Source organism: Balneolales bacterium ANBcel1, assembly GCA_029688905.1.
Taxonomy (GTDB): Bacteria; Bacteroidota; Rhodothermia; order Balneolales; family Natronogracilivirgulaceae; genus SLLW01.
The window spans coordinates 179,706-195,350 of sequence record JARULB010000007.1 but is presented as its reverse complement, the minus strand read 5'-3'; the positions used below and the strand labels follow the sequence as shown (position 1 = coordinate 195,350).

Genomic DNA, 15,645 nt, shown 5'->3' with positions numbered 1-15,645 from the left:
AATGAATCAGCATGTCGCTCCCGCAAAAAAACTTACCGGAACGCTGCATCTGCCCCCCGACAAATCGATTGCACAGCGGGCGGCCCTCTTCTCCATGCTTTCGGAGGAAAGGTCGGTCATAGCAAACTATCCGGCGGCGGAAGACCCGCAAACCGCTCTCCGCTGCATCGCTCTGCTTGGGGCAACGGTTAGCAAAAAAGAATTTGAGGTTACGGTGGATGGGGTGGGCCGCGACGCCCTCAGGCCTGATCCGGGAACTGTCGATTGTGGTAACTCCGGGACGGTCATGCGCCTGTTGTCCGGCATTATTGCAGGGGCCGGGATAACAGCAACCCTCACCGGAGATGCTTCGCTTGCCGGGCGTCCGATGAAACGGATTGTGGATCCCCTCGTCCGGATGGGCGCCGCCATGGATACGGCTCACGGAGGATATCCGCCGCTGCGAATTTCCAGGAAGGATCCGCTGAGGCCGATCCTGTTTGAGCTTCCGGTGGCCAGTGCCCAGCTGAAATCATGCGTGCTGCTGGCAGGACTTTTCGGTGACACCCCCACCAGGGTGGTGGAATCCGTTCCAAGCCGGAATCACACAGAGACCATGCTGCGTTTGCCGGTGTCCCCGGAGAACGGCAAAAATGTGATTGAAAGCAGTCGTGATCTGGCTATACCCCCCCAGAATCTGCGAATTCCGGGTGATTTCTCCGCCGCCGCTTTCTGGATGGTGGCGGCTTCCATCCTGGAGGGATCAGACCTGCTATTGCCGGCAACAGGCATCAATCCGACCCGCTGCGCCGCTCTGCACATTCTTGAAAGGATGGGTGCCGATATCGAAACATCAAATGAAAGACTGGAAGGAGATGAGCCGGTAGCGGATATCCGGGTGAGGGCGGCCAATCTGAAAGGAGTCGACATCCATCCGGAAGAAATCCCCAACGCCATCGATGAATTGCCTGTGCTCTCGGTGGCCATGGCATTTGCCGAGGGCCGCTCACGGATTACCGGCGCTTCGGAGCTTCGCTACAAGGAAAGCGACCGGCTCCGGGAAATGCAAAACATGCTTGAACGGGCCGGTGTAAAAATAATCGGCTACGATGATGGCCTTGCCATAGACGGCAATCCCGGTCAATTCGCGAAAGCCGCCGTGCACGACAGCCGGCACGATCATCGGATGGCAATGTCGGCTGCCATATTGTCCCTTCGCGGTGACGGTGTGTCAGAAATCCGTAATGCCGAGGCGGCCGCCGTATCGTATCCCGATTTCTGGTCGGATCTGGACAGTGTGGCGCACGTTTGACCCATCACCCTGACAATTCGGCAGAATTTGTCGCGTTTCCAGGCAGTTGGCACTGTTGTTGTCGTTAGGTGCAGCAAAAGTAATGTAATGGTTACTTCACGAATGTTAATCTAAATCGACGAACAACGAGTTATTATGGGTAAGATTATTGGAATAGACCTTGGAACAACCAACTCCTGCGTTGCGGTAATGGAAGGCAACGAACCGGTTGTAATTCAGAATGCAGAAGGAGGACGCACAACGCCGTCTGTGGTGGCATTCAGCAAAGACGGGGAGCGGTTGGTGGGCGCTCCGGCCAAAAGACAGGCCATCACCAATCCGGAAAAAACCATCTCCTCCATCAAGCGCTTCATGGGCCGGTTTCATGATGAGGTGAAGTCGGAGCAAAAAACGGTATCCTACAAGATAGTCAAGGCGGATGACGGAACCGCCCGTGTGGATGTGGGCGACCGGACCTACGCCCCCCAAGAGATCTCGGCCATGATTCTTCAGAAAATGAAACAGACCGCCGAAGAGTATCTGGGCGAAAAGGTTACCGAAGCGGTTATCACTGTGCCCGCCTATTTTAATGATGCCCAGCGCAAGGCGACCCAGGAAGCCGGGAAAATTGCCGGACTGGAGGTAAAACGCATCATCAACGAACCAACGGCCGCTTCGCTGGCATATGGTCTGGATAAAAAGGACAAGAGTATGACCATCGCCGTGTATGACCTTGGCGGCGGAACGTTCGATATTTCCATCCTGGAGCTTGGCGACGGAGTGTTCGAGGTGAAATCCACCGATGGCGATACCCATCTCGGTGGCGACGACTTTGACGACCGCATTCTCAACTATCTTGCGGATGAATTCAAAAAAAGTGATGGTATCGACCTCAAGAAAGATGCCATGGCGCTGCAGCGTCTGAGGGATGCAGCGGAAAAAGCCAAGGTCGAACTTTCCAGCTCACAGAAAACGAATATCAACCTGCCGTTTATCACGGCGGACAGTTCGGGGCCGAAGCACCTGAGTATCGACCTCACCCGCTCCAAATTCGAGCAGCTGGTCGAGGATCTGGTTCAGCGGACCCTCAAGCCCTGTGAAAACGCTCTTAAAGGAGCCAAGCTCAAAAAGTCGGAGATCGACCAGGTCATTCTGGTGGGTGGATCCACCCGGATTCCCAAAATCCAGGAAGTGGTCAAGGAGTTCTTTGAAAAAGAGCCGAGCAAGGGCGTGAACCCGGATGAAGTGGTTGCCGTCGGAGCAGCTATTCAGGGCGGGGTGTTCTCCGGTGATGTCAAGGATGTGGTTCTGCTGGATGTGAACCCGCTTACTTTGGGAATCGAGACCCTTGGCGGAGTGATGACCCGGCTCATTGAAGCCAATTCAACCATACCGACCAGTAAAACCGAAACCTTCTCCACGGCGGCCGATAACCAGTCCAGTGTGGAGATTCATGTGATTCAGGGCGAGCGCGCCAGGGCACAGGACAACCGGTCGCTCGGACGCTTCCACCTTGACGGTATTCCACCGGCACCCCGCGGTGTGCCTCAGATCGAGGTTACCTTCGACATCGACGCGAACGGTGTTTTGAGTGTTAGTGCCAAGGACAAAGGCACTGGCAAGGAGCAGAGCATCCGGATTGAAGCCAGCTCCGGCCTCTCCGAAGAGGAGATCGATAAAATGAAGAAGGCCGCCGAAGAGCATGCCGAAGAGGACAAGAAGGCGCGTGAGCGGATTGAGACGCTCAACAAGGCCGACAGTCTCATCTTCTCCACGAAGAAGCAGCTGGATGAGTTTGGCGACAAGCTTTCGGAAGGCAACAAGTCCAATATTCAGCAGGCGCTTGAAAAAGTGGAAAGCCTCCACAAAGAGCAGAATGCCGAAGGTCTGGAAGAAGCTATCGAAGCGCTGAACAAGGCATGGTCCGATGCTTCCTCTGAACTTTATCAGGCCCAGCAGGAGGCCCAGAGCGGTGCTGCCGGACAGGAAGGCGGCCCCGAAGGAGAGGCTCAGTCAGGTGATGCGGGAGACACCGCAGACACCGAGGATGCTGAGTTCGAGGTGGTCGACGATGAAGATGAGGAGAAAAAGAAGTAACACCCCTATCCGGCCTGGCCGGATGTGATACGCAGCCCCGAATCGGTCCGTTTCAAATTATTTGAAATCGGATTCAGGTTCGGGGCTTTTTTATGTTTATATTAAAGGTTGTTGGTTTTACCGGCTTTGAATGAAATTTTTCGGGAAATACGCCGGCTATCCGGATTGCCTTTTTCCCGGGGTTCTGTCGCAGATAATTACATTGCCGGTTTACGGGTTGTGGATGGCATACCCCCTGTGCGGCTGCGACGTTATAACCGTATCTGAACTTGAAAAAAAAGCATATACGTGACTGTGGAGAAAACAAGCGAACAAAAATGGAGTCCCACCTCCTGGAAAAAATTCCCCGTCAAACAGCTTCCGGAGTATGAGGATCAGAAGCTTCTGAAGCAGGTGTACAAGGAGCTGAGCAGCTATCCGCCGCTTGTCAACTCCTGGGAGGTCGAGGACCTGCGCGACCAGATGGCCCAGGCGGCCAGGGGAAAGGCGTTCCTGCTGCAGGGAGGAGATTGCGCCGAGGTTTTTGAAAACTGCAACGCGCCTCAGACGGTAAACCTGCTCAAGGTGCTGCTCCAGATGAGCTTCATCCTGATCCATGAGATGGGCATACCGGTCATTCGCGTTGGCAGGATAGCCGGGCAGTACGCCAAACCGCGTTCCAAACCCGTCGAACATGTAAATGGGCAGGATCTGCCGACGTACCGCGGAGATCTCTTCAACAAAATTCAGAAAGACGAATACGCCCGACTCACCAACCCCAAGCGCCTGCTTGAGGGGTACAAGCTCTCGGCATTGACGCTTAATTTTATCCGCTCACTCACCGAAGGCAAGGGGTTTGCCAATCTGAATCATCCCGAGTACTGGGAGCTGGATTTCATGCGCCGTAACAAGTACTACAAGGAGTATGAGTCGATGGTCAAATCGATCAACAACGCGGTGCGGTTTGTTGAAACCATCTCCAACGACCAGATCGATGCCATGAGGCAGGTTCGGATCCACACCTCACACGAGGCGCTTAACCTGTACTACGATTCCGCCCAAACCATCCAGGTGCCGCACAACAAGGGGTGGTATAACCTCAGCACTCATATGCCCTGGCTGGGCAATCGCACACGCGAACTGGACGGCGCCCATGTAGAGTACTTTCGGGGAATCCGAAATCCCGTCGGTATCAAGGTGGGGCCGCCCTTTGAAAATGACGAGATCGTCAGGCTTATCGAAAAACTGAATCCCGACAACACCGAAGGGAAGATCACATTGATTACCCGGATGGGCAGGGACAACGTATTCCCGTTGCTGCCGGGACTCATCCGGGCGGTGAAAGAGGCCGGACTGAGTGTGGTTTGGAGCTGTGACCCCATGCACGGCAACACCTTCGCCACAGAAGAGGATATCAAAACCCGCAGCTTCAACGATATTCTTGACGAGATCAAGTACACGTTCGAAGTGCACCGCAATGAAGGGTCGTTCCTGGGAGGAGTTCATCTGGAGCTTACGGGCGATAACGTCACCGAATGCGTTGGCGGTGCCAATAATCTTAAGGCGGACGGACTCAAGCGCAATTACAAAACCTTCTGCGATCCCCGACTTAATTACCAGCAGAGCCTGGAAATGGCCTTCCTCATTACCAGAGAGTGGAAGGCGACCTGGGATCAGAAATAGGGGATAACCGCTCCATGAAATTCTGACAGATCAACTGCGGAGGACTGTCATACTTCAGACATTTTTTCGGTAGAGTTCTGCCGTGTGAAATGTCTTTGTGTTCCGATTTGGCAGATTGCGGCCATTGGTACGGACTTTGCTTTTTATAAAAGTGAAATCGTAACAAAAACTTGGAACACAAAAAATGGAGGTAGTTATGACTATCACACGCTATACCCCCCTGCGCGAACTCGATTATCCGAACATGCCACGGAGATTCTCCAGCATTCTCGATGACTTTTTCAATGATGTAGTATCCAGCGATACCGGACGCATGTTCGTTCCGAGCCTGGATGTTACGGAAGACGACAGTCACTATCATGTGCAGGTCTCGCTTCCGGGGTTGAAAAAGGAAGACATACATGTGGATCTGCAGGATCGTCGCCTGACCATCTCCGGCGAACGCAAGGAAGAGAAAGAGGAGAAGGAGACGAAATACCACTTGACCGAGACCCGTTACGGAAAATTCGAACGGTCCGTTATGCTTCCAGAAAACATCGACCAGAACAAAATCGACGCCCGTTTCGAGGACGGCATTTTGAAGCTCGATATCGAGAAAAAAGAGAAGCAGGTCAGCAAGCAGATTAAAATCCGTTAATCGCCTGCCAATCGGTATCAACGCGTCAGATCCGGCGGGGCAACAAGCCTCGCCGGTTTTTTTATTGGCGCGGACCTGGTTTCAGGCCGGATTCAACTGGTAACGACCGGCTTTCCAGTGCTATACTTTTTGAAAAACCCGAATCATCTCCCTGCCGATTTCGATGGCGGTGCGGAGATACTCCTGCTGCTCCCTGCCCGAGCCGTCAAACTGTTTGGGATCCTCGTAGGTAATCGGGATTCGCAGTGCGGCACCCGGCACAACGGGGCAATTCCGGTCGGCATCGGAGCAGGTCATCACTGCGGCAAAAGGGGTGTCAGCGGGAAGGACGTCATCGAAACGTTTTGAATAGCAGGTGAGCGCCGGTGTTCCCGTTCCGATATGAACATGGTAGCGGGGATTCCCCGAGCCATTGTCCGTTTCCGTCGAATCAATTCTGAATCCGAGCGTCTTCATGGCTTTTACCGCCCACGGGTTAAATTCGGTGACTTCCGTACCGCCCGAATGAACTTCGATATGCGGGACCTGGAAGGCTACTGCAGCGGTGTGAGCCCAAATTTGAGCCATCTGACTTCTGCGTGAATTGTGCGTACAGATGAAATTAAGCCTGACCGTTTGCCCGGATTTGCCGGCCGTTCGAATATATCCGGTCAGTTCATCCAGTACGGCAAGGCGCCCGCTTTCGATACGGGACTCTTCCTCGGAGAATTGATCGATAAGCTGGTCGAGTATGGGTTCCAATTGTGGCATAGCAGGCACTTTATTGTTTTATAGCTGAAAAGAGCGACAATGATACTCCGTTGTTGCAATGCAGACCGTATTGAAAATAGGAGTTAAACAGGAAACATCCCTATTAGGAAAATGTAAAAACCAGCCGTTGCGCCGACAATAAAATCAGGATGCTGTGAGTTTTACACTGGAAACCCGTGTCGGGTATCGAACCATGTGCAAGCTTCTCGAGTAACAAGCTTTAACTCGGCAAGCATGCAATTAACCCGGAACACAAGCCATTGTAGAAAGCAGATTACACCGGCCATGAAAGTGCGGTCTGGGCTCATTTGCACACCAAGTGGTATCGCTTGGGATCACAAGTCACCGGAAACAAATCACTTGATAAAAAAAATCAGAAAAGATGAAAAGTCACTATAGCAGGTTCGCTACGGCAGTAACCGTTGTCCTTGTCCTTTTGATCATTCGTTTTCCATTGGGGATGGGGATGGGATCGGATCCCGACACCCCTTATGATTTCCGAAGCAATGGTGATCCTGTGGTTACCGAGTTGCAGGAGGAGTCCAAAGATCTGTTGCTGCGCTTCAACAACGCGATGGTGAATCTGGCGGATGTCGCCAAGCCGACGGTGGTGATGGTTTCCACGGAGAGGACGGTCAGAGCACGTTCATCCGGCTCCATGTTCGATTTTTTCGGCCCGTTTCGCGATGATCCCTTTTTCAGAGACCACCCGTTTTTCCGCGACCGCGGCAGAGGGCAGGAGCGTGAATATCAACAGCGCGGACTCGGGTCCGGTGTGATTGTCTCCGATGACGGGTATATTCTGACCAACCACCACGTTATTGCGCAGGCCGACACCATCAAGGTAACTTTGATCAACCAGAGAGAAATACCTGCAACCGTGGTCGGCTCCGATCCCCGTACAGATGTGGCTGTTCTCAAGATCAATGCGGAGAATCTCCCGTACATGCGGTTTGGCGATAGTGAAGAGCTTCAGGTCGGAGAAATGGTGATGGCGATCGGGAGTCCGCTTGGCGCGGCTCTGGCCCATACGGTTACACAGGGCATTGTAAGCGCCAAGGGGCGCGATCTGGAACTGCTTGGAAGTGAAGGATATGAGAATTTCATACAGACCGATGCGGCTATCAACCGGGGGAACTCCGGTGGTCCGCTCATCAACATGCGCGGAGAGCTCATCGGCATCAATACGGCCATCGCGTCTCAATCCGGTGGGTTTCAGGGGATCGGTTTCGCGATTCCCAGTAATATGGCTCGAAATGTTATGGAGTCGATCATTCAGACCGGCCGGGTTGTCCGCGGTTATATCGGTATCCGTTTTCAGCCGATGAGCGAAAGTATCGCCCGGGCGCTGGAGCTTCCGGATGACCGGGGCGTGCTGGTTACCGAAGTGCAAAGTGAGTCACCGGCCGAAGCAGCCGGTATTCAGCCGGAGGATGTGATCACCCGTTTCAACGGCCGTCGCATTGACTCCGGATCGGACTTCCGCAGGAATGTCGCGGAGAAAATGCCGGGAACAGAGATTACACTTACCCTTGTACGCGATGGACAGGAGATCGAGCTGAGTGTCACCCTTGATGAAATGCCGACCGATGACCTTGCTTCCGTTGACCAGGAGTCGATCCGTGAGATCATCGGATTCTCCGTGACGGAACTGACGCCTGAAATTGCCGAGCACCTCCGGCTTCGCAGCAATGTCGAAGGGGTTGTGGTTGAAGAAGTGGATCGGAACAGCGCAGCGGCGCAAAACGGACTGCAGCAGGGTGATGTGATCGTTGCACTCAATAGATTGCCGGTTACCTCGGTTGTGGAGTTTAACGAAGCGATTTCGGCCATGGAAACCGGAGAATCACTGCTGCTCCAGGTTATTCGGGGCAACAGCCGGCTGTTTATTGCATTTGAACTTCAAAGCTCCTGATCTGATCGAACTGCGCAACAGCAGGGATGGCGTTGTTGCCGCCAGACGCAGTTTTGTGCTCCCTTAACTGATAAAGCCCCGGTTGACATGTTTAGCCGGGGCTTTTTTTTGACAAATTTGCGACAAATCGCAGTTAAAGAATTAATGGCAGGGATTTTGCACCGGATAGCTGTACAACGGAATACCGAATAGATACGGCTTTTATCGTCTGTCAAAGCTGCAGCAGGCCACAGGCTGACCATATTTTTGCCACTTTGTCAGTTTTTAATACGATATTGGATCATGAATTATAAAGATTACTACAAAACTCTGGGAGTCGGTAAACAGGCTTCCAAAGACGAGATCAAGAAGGCCTACAGAAAACTGGCCAGAAAGCACCACCCGGATGTCAATCCGGATGACAAGGGTGCGGCCAAGAAATTCAATGAAATCAGTGAGGCATACGAAGTGCTTGGCAACGATGAAAATCGCAAGCTCTATGACCAGCTCGGTGCCGATTGGAAACACTACAAACGGGCCGGTGAGCAGGGAGGCGGCCAAAGCGGCGGGTTCAACTGGCAGCAATGGGCACGCGACCAGGGTGCTGGTCGGGCCGGACGCCAGCATCGATCACAAACCGGAGGTGATTTTTTCTCGGGCGGTGATTTTTCCGAGTTTTTTGAGCAGGTTTTCGGCGGAGGATTTGGCAGATCGCAACAACAGCAACGCCGCACCCGCCCCGGCGCCGATTTCCGCGACACCGCATACCAGTGGGGGGCAGATACGGCGACCCGCAAGGGCAAGGATGTAAATGCCGAACTGGAAATAAGTCTGGAGGAAGCGTATAAAGGAGTTGAAAAGTCGGTGCGTGTCAACAAAAGACCGATGAAAATCAAAGTCCCGAAAGGCATCCCCGAAGGCCGGAAACTCAAGCTGCGGGGCAAGGGATTACCGGGCACGAATGGAGGGGAAGCCGGCGATCTCTACATACGGATCAAAATCAAACCCCATGACGTGTTCACTCGCGAAGGAGATGATCTGTATACCACCATCGATGTCGGGTTGTATCAGCTGCTGCTTGGCGGGGTCGTCACCGTTCCCACCATGACCGGCAACGTGAAAATCAAGGTCCCGCCGGAGTCACAGCCCGGTAAAGTGATGAGGATTGCAGGTTATGGTATGCCTGTATTGCAATCAGAAGAAAAAAAAGGGCACCTGTACGCGACACTTCAAGTTAAACTCCCCGAGAAACTTACCGGAAAAGAGAAAAAGCTCTTTAGGGAGCTGGCCGACATCCGGGGCGAAAAAACCGCCTGAAAAAGACCGGATGATGCGTAGTTCTCATTCAGGTGGCGGAAGGAGGCGGAATTGCCGTATATATCATTCCAGGCGTGATAGATCCGCCATACCGCATTTGCGCCGGTGAAAGCAGTCGGGCAGATACCGAAAGTCGCCTGATCTGCCATATCGTCATATTCGCTTTGGCGCAGCATATATGGTATGAATTTGGCAACGATTTCAGGAAAATGAATTTCGACAGAAGGAATCACATAAGCCGGCAGTGCAGATACCCGTAAAAGCGGCCAATCGTTCAGGCAAAAGGTGATGACCCTGTCACACAAAACAATTTAGAGTTATGAATCTGAACAAATTCACAGTAAAGGCACAGGAAGCTATTCAATCGGCGCTTGAGCTGGCCGCGGATCAAGGACACCAGTCACTGGAACCGGTGCACCTCATGAAAGCTCTTATTTCCGACCCCTCAAATATTTCGGTCACCATTCTGCAAAAGATAGGGGTTTCCATGAGCAGCCTCGAAAACAGTCTGGAGGATCTCCTCAAAAAGGTGCCAGTTGTTAAGGGTGCCTCGGTATCGGGTCAGTATATGTCGAACGATACCAGGGCGCTGTTTGACAAGGCATCCAAGTCGGCTTCGGAGTTCGGGGACGAGTATGTCAGTTCCGAGCATGTACTGCTGGCTCTGGTTGAGCAGGACAGTCCGGTTTCGCGTCTGCTCAAGGATCAGGGGGTGAAGCGCGAGGTTATCATGAATGTGTTGCAGGAGGTGAGGGGAAGTCAAAAGGTGGATGACCCAAACGCGGAAGGGCGCTATCAGGCACTTAAGAAATACGCCAATGATCTCAACGAGCTCGCGGAGAAAAACAAACTGGATCCGGTCATCGGGCGAGATCAGGAAATCCGTCGTATCATGCAGATACTGACCCGCCGCACCAAGAACAATCCGGTGCTTGTCGGGGAGCCGGGTGTCGGTAAAACGGCTATTGCCGAAGGCCTCGCCCTGCGGATCATCCAGGGGGATGTTCCGGAGGGACTCAAATCGAAGCGGGTTCTGGCACTTGACATGGGCGCACTGGTGGCTGGCGCCAAATACCGCGGTGAGTTCGAAGACCGGCTCAAGGCGGTGGTCAAGGAAGTAATCGATGCCGAAGGAGAGATCATCCTGTTTATCGACGAAATCCATACCCTCGTGGGAGCCGGTGCTTCGGAAGGGGCCATGGACGCCGCCAACATCCTCAAACCGAGCCTGGCACGCGGAGAACTGCGCGCCATTGGTGCCACTACACTGACCGAGTACCGCAAGTTTATCGAAAAGGACAAAGCGCTTGAACGGCGCCTGCAAACCGTTTATGTGGGGGAGCCGTCGGTGGAGGATACCATCTCCATAATGCGCGGACTCAAGGAGAAGTACGAGCTGCACCATGGTGTGAGAATCACCGACGGGGCCATCATCGCCGCGTCCGAACTGTCACACCGGTACATCTCCGCGCGGTTCCTGCCCGACAAGGCCATTGACCTCATGGATGAGGCCGCATCCCGGCTGCGAATCGAAATCGACTCCATGCCCGAAGAACTCGACAACATCGACCGGCAGATCCGCCAGCTCGAAATCGAGCGCGAAGCCATCAAACGCGAACAGGACGAAACAAAGCTGGAGGAACTGAACCGCGAGCTGGCCGACCTGAACGAGAAATACAAGGAGCTGAAATCGCGCTGGAACAGCGAGCGAGATCTGATTCAGTCTATCCGGGGTATGAAGCAGGCCATTGAAACCGCCAGGAACGAAGCCGATAAGGCCGAGCGCACCGGCGATTACGAAAAGGTGGCGGAACTTCGCTACGGCACCATCAACAATCTGGAAAAAGAGCTGGAGCAGACCAGGGAGAAGCTCGCGGCCATGCAGGCGGAATCGCCCATGCTCAAAGAGGAGGTGGAAGCGGATCACATCGCGGAAATCGTGTCGCGCTGGACCGGCATTCCCGTTCGGAAAATGCTTCAAAGCGAACGGATAAAACTGCTGTCGATGGAGGATGAGCTGCATCGGCGGGTGATCGGCCAGGACCAGGCCATCGATGCCGTATCCCATGCCGTGCGCCGTTCACGTGCCGGCCTGCAGGACATCTCCCGGCCTATCGGTTCGTTCATCTTCCTGGGTTCCACCGGTGTGGGCAAGACCGAGCTGGCCCGCACACTGGCCGACTACCTGTTTGATGATGAAAACGCGATGGTACGCATCGATATGAGTGAGTACATGGAGCGGCACAGCGTCAGCCGCCTGGTCGGGGCCCCTCCGGGGTACGTGGGATATGATGAAGGCGGCCAGCTTACCGAGGCGGTTCGCCGCAAACCCTATTCGGTGGTGCTGCTGGATGAAATCGAAAAGGCGCACCCGGACGTGTTCAACGTCCTGTTGCAGCTGCTGGATGACGGGCGCCTGACCGACAACAAGGGCGTAACCGTTGATTTCACCAACACCATTGTGATCATGACCAGCAACATCGGCTCACAGGAAATCCGCAAAAAAATCGAGGAGTCGAAAGGCGAACTCTCTGACAAGGAGTACGATGAGCTGCAGTCACGGTTGCTGGCTACCCTGAAGCAGACCATCCGGCCCGAATTCCTCAACCGAATCGACGATATCATCGTCTTCCATCCGCTTGGCAGGGATGAGATTCGCCGTATTGTGGACATCCAGTTGCAGCGGGTCGACAAGATGCTTCAGAAGAAGCATATCACCCTCCGTATCGGGGATGATGTGCGGCGCTGGCTCGCCGAGCGCGGCTACGATCCCCAGTTTGGCGCGCGGCCGCTCAAGAGGTTGATCCAGCGGGAGGTTACCAACAAGCTGGCATCGCTGCTGATCTCCCGGGCGGATGACACCGAAGTGACCTATGAGGTCAACGTCGACAAGAGCGGCGACAAGCTTGTCTTTGTCGAGGTGTTTGATGACGTTGAGGCGTGGTCGGAGTAAAGCTCACAGCCTGTTGCCCTGCGGCGTACCGGAAACGGCGCCGGCGCTCCTGTTTGAAAAGGTGATGGCGATAATGTTGTCACCTTTTTTTATTTTCACCCATTGCACGGGTGCCGAATTCGGCGCGACCGGTTTTTTTTCGAACTTCCGCTTGTTGAACGACGGCATCCCTTGCACCAATTGATTCATTAACAAAAGCGGGGGCTTTCCCGGAACCATTCGGAGACCCGTTTGCGGTACCACAGACTAATGGCAGCAGATATGGAAGCAGGCTCTACCAATGGCGGAAGAAACTCGGCGATCGTACTCATCCACTGTCCGGATAAAAAAGGGCTGGTCTCGGCGGTGACCCGGTTTCTGGCCCATAATAACGGGAATATCCTGGAGATAGACCAGCATGTGGACAAGCTGAAAAAAGTTTTTTTCATGCGGGTGGAGTGGGACCTGAACGGGTTTCTGATTCCGGATGATGATATCCGCAAGGAGTTTTCCGAGCAGATTGCCAAACCGTTCGATATGAGCTGGCAGCTTTTCTTTTCGAGGGAAAAGCCGCGCATGGCGATTTTTGTATCCCGCTACGGCCACTGCCTGCACGATATGCTGGCCCGTTACGACAGCGGCGAGTGGCATGTGGAGATTCCCCTGATCATCAGCAACCATGCGGATATGAAACGGGTAGCCGATCGATACGGAATCGACTATCACCAGATTAACGTTGCCAGGGAACATAAGCGCAAAGCCGAAGAGATGCAGAAGAAGCTCCTGGCGGAATACCGCATCGATGTGATGGTCCTGGCGCGGTATATGCAGATCCTTTCGGATGATTTCGTCTCCGATTACCCCGGCCGAATCATCAATATTCACCATTCGTTCCTGCCGGCTTTCCCCGGCGCCAAGCCGTACCACTCCGCTTTTGAGCGTGGAGTGAAAATCATTGGCGCAACCAGCCATTATGTGACGGCAGACCTGGACGAGGGCCCGATTATCGAGCAGGATGTCATCCACGTAAACCATCGCCATTCGGTGGAGGATCTGGCGCGCAAGGGAAGGGATCTGGAGAAGGTCGTCCTTGCCAGGGCGATATGGCATCATTTGCAGCGCCGGACGCTGGTGTTTGAGAACCGGACCATCGTGTTTCAATAAGCGGCCGGTTAGAACTGCTCCGGATTCAGCCCGTGAAGGTCCTGTGGCAGGAACCGCCGCCCTTTCCGGATGCATTCTCCGTCAAGGTAGACATCCGCCCCGATGCAAACGAGATCCCAGTGAATCTGGCTTTTGTTGCCGTTGGGGGCTTCATCGTAATCCTGCCCGAGTGTCAGATGGTTGGATCCGTAAATCTTCTCATCGAAGAGAATATCGTACATGGGGCTCTCAATGACGGGATTGGTCCCGAAACTGAACTCCCCGAACCGGCGTGCTCCTTCATCGGTATCCAGGATGCATTCGAGGGTCTTCCGGTCGGAAGCGTCGGAGTCGATCACCACACCGTCCTTTACGGTCAGTGATACGAAGTCGAACGGTTTCCCCTGATAGACGCTTGGGGCATAGCGGATGGTGCCGTTGACCGAGTCGATCAGCGGTGATGAAAACAGTTCGCCATCCGGTATGTTGCGGGTTCCATGGCAGCTAACCCACTCCTGCCCGTCCACATGCAGCCGGATGTCGGTACCGCTTCCCTTTAGATGCACCTCACTCGCCTTGCGAAGGCGTTCCTCCAGCGGCTTCATGGCATCCCTGAGCCTGGCATAATCGAGCAGACAGGCGCGGTAGAAGAAGTCGGTAAATGCGGCGGTGGACATACGGGCGTTCATGGCAAAGGCGGCAGAGGGATAGCGCAGCACGCACCACTTTGTCTTTTTGACACGCTCTTCAAAGTGGACGGGCTGGAGGTAGTGGCGCTGAAAGGCCTCGTTTGCCGACGAAGACACCCCCGAGGTTTCGTAAATATTTTCCGAAGCGCGAATGCCCACATAGGCATCCATCCGCTTCATCAAAGGGAGTCCGCCGACCTCGGCCTGATCTTTCCAGAACGATTCGTCCCCGGTCTCCAGCAGCAAGCGCTGGATATCGGAATCCGCAATATCCACATAGGGCAGGGCGTTGCGCTCCCTGGCTCCGACTACCAGAGCGCGTGCCAGCCCGATTCCGTTGAACCCGATGAGATTGATCAATATGCGCTCTCCTTCCCCGAGGTCAACGCTGTGAGTAAGGATGAGTTCGGCAAGTTTGCGGTCGTTGTAATCGATCATGTTATGTCTTTGTGTCATCGTTGAAATTGTGGTTCCGTGGAGCTTGAGCCTTGCGTCTCGCGTCAATCTGCAACCTGCCGTGTGTCGGTGGAGGAAAGGGATTGCAGGTCGACGATCCGCTCGCAAAGGTCGAGTTCCTCCTGGCGGTTGGATGCGAGAAACACCATCCCGCCGGCGTTTTTCTGGTGGATGATGATGTCATTCACCAGGGCGATTCCGTCACGGTCCAGGTTTGTGCCGGGTTCGTCGAGCATCAGCACGGGTGGGGCGGAGACCAATGCACCGGCCAGGCGCACACGCTGTTGCTGGCCGGAGGAGAGGGTTCCGTACGGTTGATCCGCCAGATGTCCGATGCCCGTGACGGCTGCCAGTCGGTCCGGACTATCTGCAAAGTGGGGTATCTCAGGTTCGGGAAGAGCCGGGCGAACGCGCTGCAGAAAGGAGAGATTTTCGCTTACGGTCAGATCGTGATACATCTGTATGTGCGGCGCGGTAAAGCCGATTTGGTAACGGATCTGCTGCAGCTTGACTTGCTTTCCCCGGATGTGCCATGTGACGCGCCCTTCACTCGGCCTCAGGAGTCCGGAGAGGCACTTGAGCAATGTCGATTTCCCGCTTCCGTTAGCACCCTGAATCCCGATGACGGCTGGCCCCTCAAACCGGAGGTTCACACCCCTGAAAACAATGGTTTTTCCGAAACGCTTCCCAAGTTCATGGCACTCTGCTGTTATCATGCCATTAAAGTAAGCAGAGTGACGAAAACGACCAACGAATTCGTTTGAAAACTGTATCTTGCCGAATAATTTCCCAAACGAG

The 15,645-nt window shown here is 54.1% G+C and carries 11 protein-coding genes; 8 read left to right on the top strand and 3 right to left on the bottom strand.

The genetic code is table 11. The features are described 5' to 3' along the window. Position 1 precedes the first annotated feature (1 nt). From aroA to QA596_10975, 4 genes are all read left to right on the top strand, one after another. Positions 2-1,291, top strand: a complete 1,290-nt coding sequence (gene aroA, locus QA596_10990) for a 3-phosphoshikimate 1-carboxyvinyltransferase (GenBank protein ID MDG5767991.1) — start codon at positions 2-4, stop codon at positions 1,289-1,291. Between the two features lie 135 nt (positions 1,292-1,426). After that, complete coding sequence (gene dnaK / locus QA596_10985; GenBank protein MDG5767990.1) at positions 1,427-3,367, top strand: molecular chaperone DnaK; 1,941 nt, start codon at positions 1,427-1,429, stop codon at positions 3,365-3,367. A 288-nt stretch (positions 3,368-3,655) separates the two neighbouring features. Further along, entirely contained in the window at positions 3,656-5,029 is a 1,374-nt protein-coding gene (locus tag QA596_10980; protein ID MDG5767989.1) for a 3-deoxy-7-phosphoheptulonate synthase class II, read from the top strand. A gap of 196 nt (positions 5,030-5,225) precedes the next feature. Further along, positions 5,226-5,666 carry an Hsp20/alpha crystallin family protein gene (locus QA596_10975; GenBank protein MDG5767988.1) on the top strand — a complete coding sequence of 147 codons (441 nt, stop codon included), beginning with the start codon at positions 5,226-5,228 and terminating at the stop codon, positions 5,664-5,666. 120 nt (positions 5,667-5,786) lie between these two features. On the opposite strand, the gene QA596_10970 is transcribed toward QA596_10975, so the two are convergent. Then, positions 5,787-6,416 (bottom strand): protein-tyrosine-phosphatase, encoded by a 630-nt coding sequence (locus tag QA596_10970; GenBank protein MDG5767987.1) that lies wholly within the window; start codon positions 6,414-6,416, stop codon positions 5,787-5,789. A 382-nt stretch (positions 6,417-6,798) separates the two neighbouring features. On the opposite strand from QA596_10970, the gene QA596_10965 reads away from it, so the two are divergent. The 4 genes from QA596_10965 to purU all read left to right on the top strand — a co-directional run bounded on the left by QA596_10965 (position 6,799) and on the right by purU (position 13,723). After that, positions 6,799-8,331 carry a DegQ family serine endoprotease gene (locus QA596_10965; protein ID MDG5767986.1) on the top strand — a complete coding sequence of 511 codons (1,533 nt, stop codon included), beginning with the start codon at positions 6,799-6,801 and terminating at the stop codon, positions 8,329-8,331. A gap of 282 nt (positions 8,332-8,613) precedes the next feature. Further along, entirely contained in the window at positions 8,614-9,627 is a 1,014-nt protein-coding gene (locus tag QA596_10960) for a J domain-containing protein (protein ID MDG5767985.1), read from the top strand. A 319-nt stretch (positions 9,628-9,946) separates the two neighbouring features. Continuing rightward, positions 9,947-12,580, top strand: a complete 2,634-nt coding sequence (gene clpB, locus QA596_10955; GenBank protein MDG5767984.1) for an ATP-dependent chaperone ClpB — start codon at positions 9,947-9,949, stop codon at positions 12,578-12,580. 249 nt (positions 12,581-12,829) lie between these two features. Further along, complete coding sequence (gene purU, locus QA596_10950) at positions 12,830-13,723, top strand: formyltetrahydrofolate deformylase (protein ID MDG5767983.1); 894 nt, start codon at positions 12,830-12,832, stop codon at positions 13,721-13,723. 8 nt (positions 13,724-13,731) lie between these two features. Here the strand turns inward: purU and QA596_10945 are convergent, their stop codons facing one another. Both QA596_10945 and QA596_10940 read right to left on the bottom strand, forming a co-directional pair. Further along, positions 13,732-14,847: an aminopeptidase gene (locus tag QA596_10945; GenBank protein MDG5767982.1), complete on the bottom strand. Its 1,116-nt coding sequence runs from the start codon at positions 14,845-14,847 to the stop codon at positions 13,732-13,734. Positions 14,848-14,891: 44 nt separating this feature from the next. Then, positions 14,892-15,563, bottom strand: a complete 672-nt coding sequence (locus tag QA596_10940) for an ABC transporter ATP-binding protein (GenBank protein ID MDG5767981.1) — start codon at positions 15,561-15,563, stop codon at positions 14,892-14,894. Positions 15,564-15,645: the final 82 nt, after the last annotated feature.

Coding starts and splice junctions, on each gene's coding strand:
- aroA (MDG5767991.1), top strand. CDS start 2: ATGAATCAGCATGTCGCTCCCGCAAAAAAACTTACCGGAACGCTGCAT.
- dnaK (MDG5767990.1), top strand. CDS start 1,427: ATGGGTAAGATTATTGGAATAGACCTTGGAACAACCAACTCCTGCGTT.
- QA596_10975 (MDG5767988.1), top strand. CDS start 5,226: ATGACTATCACACGCTATACCCCCCTGCGCGAACTCGATTATCCGAAC.
- QA596_10970 (MDG5767987.1), bottom strand. CDS start 6,416: ATGCCACAATTGGAACCCATACTCGACCAGCTTATCGATCAATTCTCC.
- QA596_10965 (MDG5767986.1), top strand. CDS start 6,799: ATGAAAAGTCACTATAGCAGGTTCGCTACGGCAGTAACCGTTGTCCTT.
- QA596_10960 (MDG5767985.1), top strand. CDS start 8,614: ATGAATTATAAAGATTACTACAAAACTCTGGGAGTCGGTAAACAGGCT.
- clpB (MDG5767984.1), top strand. CDS start 9,947: ATGAATCTGAACAAATTCACAGTAAAGGCACAGGAAGCTATTCAATCG.
- purU (MDG5767983.1), top strand. CDS start 12,830: ATGGCAGCAGATATGGAAGCAGGCTCTACCAATGGCGGAAGAAACTCG.
- QA596_10945 (MDG5767982.1), bottom strand. CDS start 14,847: ATGACACAAAGACATAACATGATCGATTACAACGACCGCAAACTTGCC.
- QA596_10940 (MDG5767981.1), bottom strand. CDS start 15,563: ATGATAACAGCAGAGTGCCATGAACTTGGGAAGCGTTTCGGAAAAACC.